14 protein-coding genes and 1 pseudogene are annotated in these 13396 nt (G+C 67.5%); 8 read left to right on the forward strand and 7 right to left on the reverse strand.

Annotated elements, in window-relative coordinates:
• Nucleotides 1-272: 272 nt before the first annotated feature.
• Complete coding sequence (locus C454_RS13105) at nt 273-467, forward strand: hypothetical protein (RefSeq protein ID WP_004976392.1); 195 nt, start codon at nt 273-275, stop codon at nt 465-467.
• 14 nt (nt 468-481) lie between these two features.
• Here C454_RS13105 and C454_RS13110 read toward each other — a convergent pair whose 3' ends face one another.
• The 3 genes from C454_RS13110 to C454_RS13120 form a co-directional block, all read right to left on the reverse strand.
• Nucleotides 482-661, reverse strand: coding sequence for a hypothetical protein (locus C454_RS13110; protein ID WP_004976393.1), 180 nt, complete (start codon nt 659-661; stop codon nt 482-484).
• A 50-nt stretch (nt 662-711) separates the two neighbouring features.
• On the reverse strand, nt 712-1008 hold the full coding sequence (locus C454_RS13115) for a DUF7577 domain-containing protein (protein WP_004976394.1): 297 nt from the start codon (nt 1006-1008) through the stop codon (nt 712-714).
• A gap of 116 nt (nt 1009-1124) precedes the next feature.
• Nucleotides 1125-2042 carry an acyltransferase gene (locus C454_RS13120; protein WP_004976395.1) on the reverse strand — a complete coding sequence of 306 codons (918 nt, stop codon included), beginning with the start codon at nt 2040-2042 and terminating at the stop codon, nt 1125-1127.
• A 228-nt stretch (nt 2043-2270) separates the two neighbouring features.
• Here C454_RS13120 and C454_RS13125 point away from each other — a divergent pair, with 228 nt between their 5' ends.
• On the forward strand, nt 2271-3560 hold the full coding sequence (locus C454_RS13125) for a glycoside hydrolase family 68 protein (RefSeq protein WP_004976396.1): 1290 nt from the start codon (nt 2271-2273) through the stop codon (nt 3558-3560).
• Nucleotides 3561-3573: 13 nt separating this feature from the next.
• On the opposite strand, the gene C454_RS13130 is transcribed toward C454_RS13125, so the two are convergent.
• Nucleotides 3574-5751: a GH32 C-terminal domain-containing protein gene (locus tag C454_RS13130; protein ID WP_004976397.1), complete on the reverse strand. Its 2178-nt coding sequence runs from the start codon at nt 5749-5751 to the stop codon at nt 3574-3576.
• Nucleotides 5752-5924: 173 nt separating this feature from the next.
• On the opposite strand from C454_RS13130, the gene C454_RS13135 reads away from it, so the two are divergent.
• From C454_RS13135 to C454_RS13150, 5 genes and pseudogenes are all read left to right on the forward strand, one after another.
• Complete coding sequence (locus C454_RS13135; RefSeq protein ID WP_004976398.1) at nt 5925-6998, forward strand: aldo/keto reductase; 1074 nt, start codon at nt 5925-5927, stop codon at nt 6996-6998.
• On the forward strand, nt 6998-7168 hold the full coding sequence (locus C454_RS20790) for a hypothetical protein (RefSeq protein ID WP_004976399.1): 171 nt from the start codon (nt 6998-7000) through the stop codon (nt 7166-7168). Before C454_RS13135 ends, C454_RS20790 begins: the two co-directional genes overlap by 1 nt.
• A 102-nt stretch (nt 7169-7270) precedes the next feature.
• A pseudogene (locus tag C454_RS13140) lies at nt 7271-7566 on the forward strand (alkaline phosphatase PhoX); the annotation flags it as partial.
• A 49-nt stretch (nt 7567-7615) separates the two neighbouring features.
• Entirely contained in the window at nt 7616-8083 is a 468-nt protein-coding gene (locus C454_RS13145; protein WP_004976401.1) for an SHOCT domain-containing protein, read from the forward strand.
• Between the two features lie 139 nt (nt 8084-8222).
• Nucleotides 8223-8471 (forward strand): hypothetical protein, encoded by a 249-nt coding sequence (locus C454_RS13150; RefSeq protein ID WP_049905183.1) that lies wholly within the window; start codon nt 8223-8225, stop codon nt 8469-8471.
• 183 nt (nt 8472-8654) lie between these two features.
• Here C454_RS13150 and C454_RS13155 read toward each other — a convergent pair whose 3' ends face one another.
• The 3 genes from C454_RS13155 to C454_RS13165 all read right to left on the reverse strand — a co-directional run bounded on the left by C454_RS13155 (nt 8655) and on the right by C454_RS13165 (nt 12699).
• Nucleotides 8655-10214: a heme-binding protein gene (locus C454_RS13155; RefSeq protein WP_004976403.1), complete on the reverse strand. Its 1560-nt coding sequence runs from the start codon at nt 10212-10214 to the stop codon at nt 8655-8657.
• Nucleotides 10215-10319: 105 nt separating this feature from the next.
• The gene (locus C454_RS13160) at nt 10320-12107 is read right to left on the reverse strand and encodes a site-2 protease family protein (protein WP_004976404.1); all 1788 of its coding nucleotides are present in this window, start codon (nt 12105-12107) and stop codon (nt 10320-10322) included.
• 139 nt (nt 12108-12246) lie between these two features.
• On the reverse strand, nt 12247-12699 hold the full coding sequence (locus C454_RS13165) for a hypothetical protein (RefSeq protein ID WP_004976405.1): 453 nt from the start codon (nt 12697-12699) through the stop codon (nt 12247-12249).
• 131 nt (nt 12700-12830) lie between these two features.
• Between C454_RS13165 and C454_RS13170 the strand changes: the two genes are divergently transcribed.
• Nucleotides 12831-13370: an LURP-one-related/scramblase family protein gene (locus C454_RS13170; RefSeq protein ID WP_004976406.1), complete on the forward strand. Its 540-nt coding sequence runs from the start codon at nt 12831-12833 to the stop codon at nt 13368-13370.
• The last annotated feature ends 26 nt before the right edge of the window (nt 13371-13396 follow it).

Here is a 13396-nt window from a genome sequence, read left to right on the forward strand (position 1 = left end):
GACCTGAGGGAATTGAAGCAGCGAGCAACGCGAAGCGTTGCGAGTGGGGTTCAATTCCCGGTCGGCGCACTTCCGGTGAGACGCTGTCTCACCGACGTACCGCTCGTTTCACTCGCGGTACTCCCTTCGGTCGTTTGCCGACCGACCTTCGCAAACCTTCGGTTTGCTCAGTTCTGGCGAGATGCTATCTCGCCAACGTGCCGCTCGTTTCACTCGCGGCACTCCCGGTCGGCGTACAGCCGGCTTTATTGACAGTTGTCCGAACGGGGCATATGGACACCGAGACGTCCCTCCTGTCGATTCGGCGGTGGCTGATGGTCCTCTCGCTGTTGCTCACGGTCCAAGTGTACGCCAGCGTCACCGACACCGGCGCACTCGACGCCCCCGGCCAGCCAGTGAGACTCGCACTGATAGGTGCGGGAGTCTACGTCGTCATCGCGTTGCTTCTCACCTTCTTCGAAGAATAGCACGCGTCACCGACTCAGAAAAACAGGTTCTGCACGTCGTCGAGCTCCGGCGATTCGGAGCGAAACACCGGCTCGCGGGCGGTCTGCCGAAGCATCGCGTGGCGTTCGAGGGCCGAGTCGAATTCGAGAATCGCCCGCTCGATATCGCGGGCCAGCGCGTCGATTTCGCCGTGGAGTTCGTCGTCGTCGGCCATGATACGCGTAGTTAGTCGAGGGCTGGTAAAACGGGCTCGGCCGCGAGTCGTCACCGGAGCCGTCGGGTGCAGTTCCAGCAGAGGTCGAAGGTGGTGTCGGCCTCGTTTTCGACCCCGCAGTTCGGGCAGATGCGCTCGCCCGTCGGCGTCGTCTGCACGCCGGCCTGCGAGCCGTCGTCGAACGACGCCGCGATTTCGGGGTGGGCGTAGCGGTCCGTCCGGGCGGAGTCCCGACCGGTCCCCTCGCCCATCGTCGGCTCACCGCCGTTGACGAGGTACCGATAGACCAGGAGCTGGAGCAGGGTCAACCCGAGGGCGTAGACGACGATCCAACCCCAGATGTCCATCACACATTGACTTACGTTAGCATGCTATATCGGTTCTTCGGTCGAACGGGTCTGCTGACGCTCTCGACGGTGGTCGCGGGCGATGCCGGCGCGGCGGTCTGGCACCGAAAAGGGAGTTACTCGCGTCGGTGGGAATTCACCGGTCCGTCGAGTTCGCGGTCGAACTCGTCGAAGGCGTCGAGGTCGTCGGGGAGCTCGTAAGGAATCTCGCGCTCGTCGGCGCGGCGCTCGCCGCCGGCGTCGAGCGGTTCGGCCGCGTCCTCGAAGCCGGGCTTTACTTTCACGCTCTTGGCGGGCGAGCCGACAGCGATGTGGTGGGCGGGCACGTCGCCCTGCACGACCGACCGGGCCCCGACGATGGCGTTCTCGCCGACCGAAACGCCGGCGTTCACCATCGCGTCGTAGGTGATGCGCGCGTCGTCGCCGACGGTCGTGTGGTAGTTTCTGACCTCGGTCTGGTCGACGGTGTCGTGGGAGTGGCTGTAGATGTGGGCGCTGTCGGAGATGGAGACGCGGTCGCCGATGGTGAGTTTCCCGCGGTCGTCGAGGTGCACGTCGTCGTGGATGACCGTGTTGTCGCCGACGGAGATGTTGTGGCCGTACGAGAAGGTGACGCCCTTGAAGATGCGGAGGTTGTCCCCGGCCTCCTCGAAGAGGTGGTTGGCGAGCATCTGTCGGAACCGGAGGGCGAACGCGACGTTGTCGGCCATCGGCGTCGCGTCGAACTGCCGCCAGAGCCACTGGAGATGCTTCGAGCGCTTGAACTTCTCGTCGTCCTTCTCGGCGTAGTACTCGGCTTCGAGCGTCGCGTTGCAGGGGTCGTACCCCTGCAGTCGGACCCGCGTCGCGGGCGAGACGGGCTTGCCGTTCTGCCAGCGCTCCCACGCCTCGCGGTCGCCGAACAGGTCGATGAGGGTGTCCCGAACGACCGTGCAGGTGTCTTCGTCCGAGGCCAGACGAGCGTCGACCTCGTCGATAAACGCCTGTAAGCCGTCTTCGGCGTCTTCCGGAAGCGAAACGCGGACCTTTGTCATTGCACCGTCGTAAGCCGTCGAGATTCAAAGGGATTCGGTTGTGCGAACCGCGCGTCAGGCCTCCTCCGGGCAATATTAGCTGGTTTCGGGGGTCGGGCGCGTGTCTGATGGAACAAGTTCGACCCGTCGCTAGCGCCGAACGGAACCCGAAACGGACCGAGTGGGGTGTCTCTCCGATGGGTGATACGAATGGTGAAACCTATCACAGTCGCCCGAGTTTACACGATAATGAGTGAAAAATTCAGAGAAGGGATTCCGGCGTGGACGCGGGAACACGCCGCTGGCCTCCGCCGCGACGACTCGAACGTCGCGCCGGTCATCTATCCCCCGGACGAGCGACTTGACGACGACCTGCACATCTGGGACACGTGGTTCCTCCGGAACCGCGACGGCTCCGTCGCCGAAATCGACGGCTATCGCGTCATCTTCTCGCTGACGTCGTCGTCGGACCTCCTCCCCGGCAAGCGCCACGACGTGGCGACGATTCGCTACTTCTACTCCCGAGACGGCGAGGAGTGGACCACCGGCGGCGTCGTCTTCGACGGCGGCGCGCTCGGCCAGCGTCAGTGGGCCGGGTCGGCGATGTACGACCCGGACGGCGACGGCGACGACGTCTATCTCTACTACACCGCGGCCGGAGAGGACGGCGCCGAGGAGCTGACCTACACCCAGCGCATCGCAGTCGCCACCGGGGGGACCGTCCGCACCGACGACGCCGGATTCAGCATCGAGGGGTCGTGGAACCACCGAATCATCCTCACGCCGGACGGCGACTGGTACGAGCGCGAGGACCAGTCGCGCGGGATGATATACACCTTCCGCGACCCGTGGTTCTTCGAGGACCCCGCGTCGGGCGAGACGTACCTCCTCTTCGAGGCGAACACGCCCGTCCCCGAGGGGACCGGCGAGTGCGACGACCCCGTCTGGGAGGAGTTCAACGGGAGCGTCGGCATCGCCCACTCGCCGACCGGCGACCCGACCGACTTCGAACTCCGGCCGCCGCTTCTCGACGCCGTCTGCGTCAATCAGGAACTGGAGCGCCCGCACCTCGTCGTCCGCGACGGGACGTACCACCTGTTCGTCTCCAGCCACGTCCACACGTTCGCGCCCGGCCTGACGGGCTACGATGCCCTCTACGGGTTCGTCGCCGACGACCTCGCGGGCGACTACGAACCCCTGAACGGCCACGGGATGGTTCTCACGAACCCGAAAGGCGCGCCCTTCCAGGCGTACTCGTGGCTCGTCTACGACCACGGCGACGACCTCCTCGTCTCGTCGTTCTTCAACTACTTCGACTACGACCGACCGAGCCTCGACGACGTGGGACTCCTCCCGCCCGAAGAACAGCAGCGCCGCTTCGGCGGCACGCTCGCGCCGACCGTCCGGGTCGCTCTCGACGGCGACGAGACCGACCTCGTCGACACCCTCGGCCACGGACACCTGCCGCTGCCGCGCGAGGAACTGCCGACGCCGTGGTGGGAGCGAGACGGGGACGCCACCCGCGGCGGCGACTACTGAACGAACGCGGCGGTCACGCTCGTTTTCGCGCCTCGAACGTCGCGTCGAGTTCCCACGCGTCGAGCGAGCGGACGTCGACCCGGCCGTCGCCCTCGCCGCGTCGGACCGCGACCGAGACGCCGTCGGCGTCCGCGCGCGTCGGGTAGACCCGGGTCGTCAGACAGCGCTGCTCGTCGGCGAACACCTCGACGACCGAACAGTCGACGAACACGCGGAGCGACACCGACTCGCCCTCGACGGGCATCGAGCGGGGCTCTCGGTCCGCGTCGTGGGCTCGGGTGATCCGCTCGCGGTCGACCGTGACGCGGTCGCCGTCGTACCGGAGGACGGTCCGCTCGCCAAGCGCCGGCGACTCGAACAGCCCGAGTTCGAACGCCCCGTCGCCGTCGACCGCGACGTCGACGGCGAGTTCGTAGGCGTTGCCCGAGAGGTCGAGCGACGCGTGCTCGTCGGCGTCGAGCGCGCTCGCGTCGAGTTCGACGTGACGGCCGCGGAGGGTGGCGAGTTCTCCGGCGGGTCGCTGTCGGAACTCGCCGGCGGCGGTCACCGAAAGCTCGCGCGGGAGCGAGAGCATCCCGGACCAGCCGGCGCGCCACTGCGCGTCGACGCCGCGGGTCTCTTTGACCCACCCCCACGCGAGCGTCCGGCCGTCGTCGACGACGGTGGACTGCGGGGCGTAGAAGTCGCCGTAGTCGAGCAGGCCCTCGCGTTCGACCGCGAACTCCGGGGCGTCGAGGTCGGCGGTGCCGACGAAGTAGCGCACGTCCTCGTAGTTCGAGACGTGCAGCAGTTGGTGGTCGCCGAAGTCGAGGAGCTCCGGGCACTCCCAGACGGTTCCGTGACCCTCGCTACCGGAGAGAATCGGACCGACGTACTCCCACTCGCGCAAGTCGGGCGAGCGATAGAGGAGCGCGACGCCGCCGACCGCCGCGATTGCGGAGCCGATGAGCTGGTACCAGTCGTCGCCGACCTTCCAGACGGCGTGGTCGCGGAACTCCGCGGCCCAGTCGTCGGTCTCGAGGATGTCGAGGTCGTCCGGGGGCGTCTCGATGACTGGGTTGTCGGGCGCTTTGTCCCACGACCGGAGCAGCGGGTCGCTCGTCGTCGCCAGACAGGGAAGCTGGTGGTGGTCGCGACCGCCCGTGTAGATAATCGTCGGCACGCCCTCGTCGTCGACGACGGCGCACCCGGACCAACAGCCGTCGCGGTCCGGACCGTCCGGGTCCGGGGCGAGCGCGACCGGTCGGTCCGTCCAGTGCAGGAGGTCCTCGCTGGTCGCGTGGCCCCAGTGAATCGACCCGTGGAACGGCCCGCCGGGGTTGTACTGGTAGAACAGGTGGTAGGTCCCGTCGTGCTGGATGACGCCGTTCGGGTCGTTCAGCCAGTTTGCGGGGCCGGCGAGGTGGTACCGGGGTCGGAGATGGTCGTCGCCGAGTCGCTCGCGCATCGCGGCGAACCCCTCGGCGTCCGCGGGGCGGTCGGTGAACGCCGGTCTGCGGTGGACGGGGCCGCCGAGGACCGCGAGCGCGTTGCGGAGGAGGTGCTCGTTCGCGCCCATCGTCTCGAAGTCGTTGCCGTGGTGGGTGAGAAAGGCGACCTCGGCACCGATGCCGTAGACCGCGCCCGCGCCGCGGTCCCACGCGACGACGGACTTGAGCGCGACGAGGAAGTCGTCACCGTGGAGCGTGCTGGCGAGGACCTGCCCGTTCTCGGGGAGGACGTGTTCGTACCGGGCGAAGGGGCGCGGCGCTTCGGGTGGTTGGAGGTGGACGCCCAGCGTGTCGAACCCGTCGAACAGCGGGTGGTCCGCGTGGATGGACTTCGTCAGCAGTCCGGTCGGGTGCGGCGAGTTCTCGGTCCCGACCGCGTCGGGCGCGACGGGGTCGATTCCCAGCGCGTCGACCGCCGAGAGGGCGTTGAGCGTCAGGAGGAGTCCGCCGCCGTCGGCGAGGTACGCGTCCAGTGCGGGCACACACTCGGCCGCGAGAGCGCGCACGTCGGCGTCGACGTGGCGGTCGGAGTGCCACCACAGCACGTCGAACTCGGAAAGGTCGGTCTCCCCGGCTGCGACGGCGTCGAGGGAGATTGTTTCGACGCTCGCTATCGACTCGGCCCACTCGAACGCCACTCGCTGTTCCTCCATGAGTTCGGTCGCGAAGAGAAATCCGACTCGAACCGGAATCACGTCCATTGCTGGCGTGGTTCGACATCACCGTGCATGAATCTGCGGATTCACTCGGTAGCGAGCAAATACACACAGCGCCCGGAGCCGAGCGCGGGCCGCGAGCGCCGCTCACGCCGGGGATTCCCACGAGACGGAAACAAAACACACCCAATAAGTCGCCCCAATTCGTAGGGCCGGCCATGCACTACCGCGAACTCGGCACCTCCGGAATCGAAGTCAGCGAGGTCGGCTTCGGTGCGTGGGTCGTCGGGACCGACTGGTGGGGCGACCGCTCGGACGAAGACTCCATCGAGATGCTCCACCACGCCATCGACCGGGGTATCGACTTCTTCGACACGGGTGACGTGTACGGCCACGGCCACTCCGAGGAGGTCGTCGGCGAGGCCCTCGCCGACTACCGCGACGAGGTCACCGTCGCCACCAAAATCGGCTACGACTTCTACAACAACCCGCAGGCCGGCCACGGCGAACTCCCCAAGGAGATAACCGGCGAGTGGGTCCGCGAGGCGACCGAAAAGAGCCTCGAACGCCTCGACATGGAGTACGTGGACCTCCTGCAACTCCACAACGCGAACGTCGACGAGGTCACGCCCGACGTGCTCGAAGCCCTCGACGAACTGAAAGAGGAGGGCCTCATCAAGGCCACCGGCTGGGCGCTCGGCCCCTCCATCGGCTGGCTGGCCGAAGGCGACATGGCCATCGAAGAGGAGTTCGACGCGCTCCAAATCGTCTGGAACGCCTTCGAACAGGACGTGGGCAACCACTTCCTCGACACCATCCGCGAGACCGGTTCCTCGACGAGCCTCATCGCCCGCGTGCCGCACTCCTCGGGCCTCCTGAACGAGCAGGTCCGCCCCGAGACCGAACTCGGCTCCGGCGACCACCGCGGCTTCCGCCCCGACGAGTGGTACGAGACGGGCTGGGAGAAGCTCGAACAACTCCGCTTCCTCGAACGCGACGGCGAGCGCACCATGGCACAGGCGTCCATCGCCTACCTCCTCGGCTACGACGAGACCGCGGCCGTCACGCCGACGTTCCGCACGAAAGACGACATCGACGAGTGGGCGAAGGCCTCCGACGTGCCGAAGCTCACCGACGAGGAGCTAACCCGCGTCGAGGACCTGTACGCGGACAACTTCGGCATCGACCGCTTCGATGGCATGGACGCGCTCCGCTCGTCGGTCGACGGCGACGACATCCGCGCGGCCGGCCTCGACAAGCGCGTCGCGAAGGGCGCGCGCAACGAAGCCTGATGGGTCGCCTGAAGACCCTCCTCGGCGTCACCGCGGTTGCCCACGTCGCGCTCGCGTGGCTGGTCAGCCTCGACGCCAAGAAGCGCGGCGACGACGCCGGTCGCTGGATAGCGCTGACGCTCCTCACCGGCGTCGTCGGCGCCGTGGACTACGTCCGAAACGGGCGCTGACGGCGCGTCCGCGGTCGACCCCGGCTGTTTTCCGTTCTGTCCGTTCGGTCACCGACGCTCACGAGGGCTCCCCTTCGATATATATCGCACTTAGCAGCCTACTACACCGCCGCCGCCGAACTCAACGACGACATGTCGAACGCCACCGGCGGCTCCAGCTCCAGCGGGTCGACGACGCGCTCATCAACGTCGACAACCTCGCCGTGATGGACGACGGTCGCGTGCTCTGTTGCGAGGACGCCGACCAGTTCGGCCGCTCGTACAAGAACGACTGCCTGTACGTCTACACGCCGGAGGACGACGACCGCGGCCACGGGAACGACCCCGACGGCGACGACGCCGATAACCCGGGACGAAGCGACGACGCTCCGGGTCGCGGGAACGGCGACGGAAACTAACCCGACCCGCTCACGCAGTTTTTTGTATTTCGAGAGACACGTTCGACCAATGGTCCTCGAACGATTCGGTTCGGCGCTCTCCCGTGAGGCCCGCGCCGTCGCCCGAAGCCCACCGCTCTTAGGCGTGGTTACCGGGGTGTGGATGATGCTCATCGCGCTGATGATGGGCCTCGAAGTGCATCTCGCAGTCGTCTGGTTCCTCGCCGTCGCTCCGTCGACGGCGGTGGTGGCCTACGGCGGGCGGCGCGTCCTGCGTCGCTTCCGCGGTGACCGCGGCGAGTCCGACGGCGAAGACGAGTGGGCGCGGAGGGCGGACCGAGGGACCTACGACCCCGTGGACGACGAGTCGGCCATCGAGCGGCTGCGAGAGCGCTACGCGGCCGGCGACCTCTCCGACGAGGAGTTCGAACGCCGCCTCGACAAGCTAGTCGAAACCGAGAGCTACGTCGCCGGGTCGCAATCGCGGTCGCAGTCGCCCTCCGGAAACGCGAGAGAGCGAGCCTTCGAGCAGAACTGACGGAACGGGAGTCGGCCGGACGCAGGGACGGCCGCGGCGACCGGTGACCGAGTCGGAGTCGGAGTCGGAGCGCGCCTCGCGGGCGACCCGCGTGCCGGGACCAAAAGAGACACAACGCTCGACCGAGTCCGGGACGACCATGCGTAGTTCACTCGTCGACCTGCTTCCGGACCTCCTCGAACTTCTCGTCTTCAGTCTCGGGAGTGCGGGGCTTTCGCTCGCCGGCGCGTACATCGAGCGCTTCGCGCTCATCACCTTCGAACAGGGCAACGTCGAAATCGCCGCGTGGGCGGTCGTGATGGGCGCGGTGGCGCTGTACTTCGCGTACAACGTCGGAACCGACAAGGTCCGCCCGAAGCTCCGGGACGTTCGCGCCGCGCTCGCGTAGAAAAAGCTGCAGTCTGATTTTGGGCGTTCGACCGCGTTAGGCGAGGAAGACGTGTCGCGGCCGGTCCGCGAGCACGTACACGCCACCTTTTCCTGCGCTCGCTCCGCTCACTGGCAAAACCTGGACAAAAAGGTTCGTCACCCCCGATGGGGATTCCTCACCCCGCTCCCGATGGTCGCGGAGCTACGCTAAGAACACGTGTCGCGGCCGGTCCGCGAGCACGTCGCGACCCCACTGGACCGTGTCGCGGAACGCGTCGGAGCGGAAGAACTCCATGGCGTCGTCCTGCGAGCGCCACTGGCTGGCGATGAACATGTCGTCTTCGTCTTCGACGTTGACCATCAGGTCCGTGTCGAAGTGGCCGTCCATCTCTTCGAGGAGGCCGCCGACGGTGCCGAACTTCTCGACGAAGTCGCCGCGGTGTTCGGACTTGACGGTGTAGAACATCCCCATCGTGCCGAAGCCGGACTCCTCGCCGGCGCGCTCGACGATGCCGGGGAGTTCCGAGAGGAATCCCGCGGCGGTCTCGGCCGCCGACGCCGTCTCCCAGATGGAGACGACGGCGACCCGACCGCGCTCGTTTGCCTCGTAGACGGCCGTCTTGACGTGCGTCGGGTAGTGGTCGAAGTTGCCGCGGAGGCCCTCGACCTCGTCGAACAGCTCGTCGGCGTCGGCCTCGGAGTAGAGGACCGTCGCGTACACGTCCTCGCCGTGGGGCTTGCCGGCGTAGATGTTCAGGTCTTCGAGCTGCCCGCGGATGTCCTCGTCGCCGGCTTCGTCGCCGCCGTCGTCACCGTGGTGGTGGCCGCCGTCGTCGCTCTCGCCGCCGTGATGGTGGCCGTCGCCACCCTCACCGTGGTGCTGTCCGCCTTCGCCGCCGTGATGGTGGCCGTCGCCGCCGTGGTGGTGGCCACCCTCGCCGTGCGCGTGCGCGCCGTGGTGGGACTCGTCTTCGAACTCGCTGGTCGGGACGCCGTCGCCCGCGAGGAACGCGCCGAGGTCCGACGGCGGGAAGCGCCGGCCGACGTAGAACTGGCCGAACTCGCCGTACTTCGAGGAGACCTCGTCGAAGCGCATCTCGTAGACGATGTCCTTGATGTCGGTCGGGTCGTCGCCGAAGAGCGTGACGCCCCACTCGTAGTCGTCGAAGCCGACCGAGGAGGCGATGACCTGCTTGATTTTCCCGGCGTACTTCCGGCCGGTGTCGCCGTGGGTGGACATCAGGTCGCGGCGCTCGTCGAACGAGAGGTCGTACCAGTTGTGCTCCTCGCCGCGGCGCTTCGACATCGGGTAGAAGGACATGTAGGTGTCCGCCGGGATGTCGGGCTTGAGCTTGCCCTCGATGTAGCGGAGCAGCCCGGTGTCGATGTCCTCCTCGTTACCCTCGAAGTAGTCGTCCGAGACGTAGCCGGACACCTCGGTGACGGAGACGTAGGAGGTCGGCTGCTCGGTGAAGGCCGCGAGCGCGGTCCGCTCGAACTGCCGCTCGGCGCGGGAGATGTCGTCGAGCGTCGGCCGGAAGTGGACGACCACGAAGTCCGCCTTGTGGCCGAGCACGGAGAAGACGGCGGACGCGCCCGCCTCGGCGTCCTCGACCGCCTCGTGGGCGTCGAGGTATGCGACGCCCTCCTCGATTGCGCGGCGGCGCTCGCGGTCGGGCGCGTCACGCCACGCGTCCCAGTCGACGGTTCGGAAGTCGTGCAGCGCGAACCAGCCCTCGTCGGTCTGTGGGGCCTCTACCATACGGGGGCCTAGGGAGTCATCCGGTATTGAAGTTGCGAGTCGTTTTCGCGGTTCGAGAACCGTCGAAGGCAGGCGAGTCGACCCCGACAGGGGCGGCCGAGGCGCTCAGCCGAGGAGCGTCGGCCCGAATATCATGAGCACGAGCGACGCGAGCATCGTGAGCCCGATCGAGGTCGTGATGGTCCGGACGACGGTGTGGGGGTCGTCGACCGGGAGCCGCGAGACCACGGCCTCGGTCGAGGTCCGGAGGATGCGACCGCCGTCGAGCGGGTAGCCGGGGATGCAGTTGAAAAGCCCCAGCTGGAGGTTTATCCACGCCGTCCAGAACAGGACGTTGGCGACGATGAAGACGCCGCCGCCGAGGAAGCCGAGCGGGCCGCCGACCTGGTAGAAGTTGATGACCTCGCCGGTGAAGCCGGGGAAGTTCGGAATCCCGAGGACGACCGACGCGAGGGGCAACAGGAGCGACACGTAGACGAGCTGGAGGGGCGACCCGGCGAAGGCGCTGCCGAGGCCGCCGCCGTCGCCGCCGTCACCGCCGAGAAGCGAGAGGTACGTCCCCGCGGGGTACTCCTGCGTGCCGAAGTCCGTCAGGAGCAGGCCGCTCGTCCCCTGGAAGATGTTGACGCCGAGGAACCCGTTTCCGTCCTGCGGGTTCTCGCCGAGCGTCACCTGCACCGTCTCGAAGCCGCCGTCGCGGTAGACTTCGACGGCGACGGTCTGGTCGGGCGCTGTCCGGTCGAGCGCCTCCTGAAGTCCCGTCGATGAGGTGATGCGCTCGCCGTTGAACGACGAGACGATGAGGGGTTGCGTCGTCCCCGTGGCGTTGTACAGCGGGCCGTCTTCTGCGACGTTCGTGATGTAGGCACCGACCGGGATGGTGCGCTCGCCGGCGGAGGTGTCGAGGCGGGCGAACCGCGAGTCGCCGACGGCCGACTCGAAGCCGGCGCGCGTCGAGACGGCGGTCCCGTTGACCGCGGTCACGCGAATCGGGTCGGTCCCGGACTCGACGGTGAGGTTCGCGGGGTTGCCTTCGACGGAGCCGGCGACGACGAGTTCGCGCGTGACCGAGACGGTCCGTTCGCCGTCGAGTTCGACCGACACCGTTCCCGCGTCGGTCGCGAGGAGCGCGGCGTCGAGTTCCTGCGTCGTGTTGACCGGCGTGCCCTCGATGGCGGTCACGCGGTCGCCGCCCGAGATGCCCGCCGCGTCGGCAGGTGAACCGGCGTACGCGCCGGAGACGGCGACGCCCGGCGCGACGGTGATAGAGCCGATGACCGGGCCGAAAAGCAGGGCGAACGCGACCAGCGTGACGGCGAAGTTGTTCGTCACGCCGGCGGCGAACATCCGCGACTTGCCGCCGCGGTCGGCGCGGCGCTGGCTCTCCTCGGAGGGTTCGACGAACGCTCCGATGGGGAGTATCGTCAGGAGGACGATGCCCATCGACTCCACGTCGATGCCCTCGACGCGGCTGAGGATGCCGTGGCCGCCCTCGTGGACGACGAGACCGACGAGGAGGCCGAAGAGGATTTCCGGAGCGACCGAAAGCGGGAGGAAGTCGTTGACGCCGGGGATGACGAGGAAGTTCTGCGGCTGGTTCACCTGCGTCGGCGCGGGCGGGTTCTGGAGGATGACGACCGCCTGGTAGACGAGGAGGACGAACGTCCCCGCCATGATGACGAGGGCGATGCCGAGGCCGACGTTGCTCCACGCCCGCCAGAACCGCTTGGGGGCGGCGAGCCTGTCGAGGAGTTCGCGGCCGCGACGGGTGTGGACCGTCGTGAGCGGACCTTGGACGCGGACGTACTCGGGGAGAATCCCGCGAGCACGCAACAGCGCCGCGAGGAGAGAGTAGGCGATGAAACCGGCGAGAACCCAAAGCAGCGTGTTCATCGCCCGAAGGGAAGCGGCGCGGGCCAAAAGGCGTTCGGGTTACGGTACCACCGTTCGGGTCACGGTACCGCTGTTCGACGACCGCGGGCGGGCGTCGGCGGCCGCGAGCGCCGCCGCCAGCCGGCCGTCACGAATGGGATTACTCGTCTTCGTCGCCGTCGTCGCCGGGCGACTCGATTTCGACTTCGACCGCGCCGTCGTCGTCCGCATCGGCCGCTTCGTCGCCGTCGGCCTCGTCAGTTTCGTCGTCGGACGCCGCGTCTTCCGTCTCGTCTTCGGGGTCGTGTTCGACGGTGACCGTGGCGTCTTCGTCGTCGGCCGCGTCGTCGTCGGTCGCCGTCTCGCTCTCGGCGTCGTCGTCGGCGAGCGCGATGTCGGTAAAGGAGTCGCCGGACGACGAGCGAAGCCGGGAGACGGCGTAGGCGACGCCCACGAGGAGCAAGGCGACGAGGAACAGCCGGCCGTACGAGCGGCCGCCCGAGGACTCGTCGTCGACGGCTTCCTGTTCGGAGTCGGCGTCGAACTCCTCCAGTTCGACGTCGAATTCGTCTTGCGATTCCTCCACGGACCGGATGAAGTCGATGAGAGACATGTGAAGTGTGGTGCGGCGAGGCCGCGGTAGGCGTCGTTCGCGGGGGAACGAGCCCGTCCATCTGTACGCGCGTCGGGGACATAAGTCGTCCCCCAGAAGGGTTTTAGCCACCCCGGCGACCATCGAGTACCGTGTTCGACAGTTCCCGCTACGAGGTCCGACAGAAGGTGTCCATCGGCAACAAGTACGTCGTCTACGAGGGCGACGACCCCATCCTCTCGGCGAAGCAAAAGAAGTTCAAGCTGAAAGAGGACTTCCGGCTGGACGACCACGACACCGGCGAGGAGCGCTTCCGCGTCAAGGCCGACAGCGTCCTCGACGTGTCGACCGCCTACGACATCGTCGACAGCCGGACCGGCGAGCGCGTCGGCGCGGTCAAACGCGGCGCGTTCTCGTTCGCCAAACACACCTACCAACTGCTCGGCCCCGACGGCTCCGTCGTGGGGCGAATCGTCGAGGACAACGTCCCGATGGCGGTCGCCAGACGGCTCCTCACGACGCTCATTCCCTTCTCGTACCGCATCGAGGACGCGGCCGGCGAGCCGGTCGGCGCGGTGGACGAGCGGTTCTCCTTCCGGGACAAGTACACTATCGACGTGGACCGCGAGCGTCTCGACCCGCGACTCGCCGTCGTCGGTGCGGTCGTGATAGACGCCATCGAGGAGAACTGAGACCGACCGAGTCATCGCCCCCGCGC

This window comes from Haloferax gibbonsii ATCC 33959 (assembly GCF_000336775.1).
GTDB classification, from domain to species: domain Archaea; phylum Halobacteriota; class Halobacteria; order Halobacteriales; family Haloferacaceae; genus Haloferax; species Haloferax gibbonsii.

What these genes read in the sequence shown, in the direction of transcription:
- C454_RS13105 (WP_004976392.1), top strand. Translation starts at nt 273, where the DNA reads ATGGACACCGAGACGTCCCTCCTGTCGATTCGGCGGTGGCTGATGGTC.
- C454_RS13110 (WP_004976393.1), bottom strand. Translation starts at nt 661, where the DNA reads ATGGCCGACGACGACGAACTCCACGGCGAAATCGACGCGCTGGCCCGC.
- C454_RS13115 (WP_004976394.1), bottom strand. Translation starts at nt 1,008, where the DNA reads ATGGACATCTGGGGTTGGATCGTCGTCTACGCCCTCGGGTTGACCCTG.
- C454_RS13120 (WP_004976395.1), bottom strand. Translation starts at nt 2,042, where the DNA reads ATGACAAAGGTCCGCGTTTCGCTTCCGGAAGACGCCGAAGACGGCTTA.
- C454_RS13125 (WP_004976396.1), top strand. Translation starts at nt 2,271, where the DNA reads ATGAGTGAAAAATTCAGAGAAGGGATTCCGGCGTGGACGCGGGAACAC.
- C454_RS13130 (WP_004976397.1), bottom strand. Translation starts at nt 5,751, where the DNA reads ATGGACGTGATTCCGGTTCGAGTCGGATTTCTCTTCGCGACCGAACTC.
- C454_RS13135 (WP_004976398.1), top strand. Translation starts at nt 5,925, where the DNA reads ATGCACTACCGCGAACTCGGCACCTCCGGAATCGAAGTCAGCGAGGTC.
- C454_RS20790 (WP_004976399.1), top strand. Translation starts at nt 6,998, where the DNA reads ATGGGTCGCCTGAAGACCCTCCTCGGCGTCACCGCGGTTGCCCACGTC.
- C454_RS13145 (WP_004976401.1), top strand. Translation starts at nt 7,616, where the DNA reads ATGGTCCTCGAACGATTCGGTTCGGCGCTCTCCCGTGAGGCCCGCGCC.
- C454_RS13150 (WP_049905183.1), top strand. Translation starts at nt 8,223, where the DNA reads ATGCGTAGTTCACTCGTCGACCTGCTTCCGGACCTCCTCGAACTTCTC.
- C454_RS13155 (WP_004976403.1), bottom strand. Translation starts at nt 10,214, where the DNA reads ATGGTAGAGGCCCCACAGACCGACGAGGGCTGGTTCGCGCTGCACGAC.
- C454_RS13160 (WP_004976404.1), bottom strand. Translation starts at nt 12,107, where the DNA reads ATGAACACGCTGCTTTGGGTTCTCGCCGGTTTCATCGCCTACTCTCTC.
- C454_RS13165 (WP_004976405.1), bottom strand. Translation starts at nt 12,699, where the DNA reads ATGTCTCTCATCGACTTCATCCGGTCCGTGGAGGAATCGCAAGACGAA.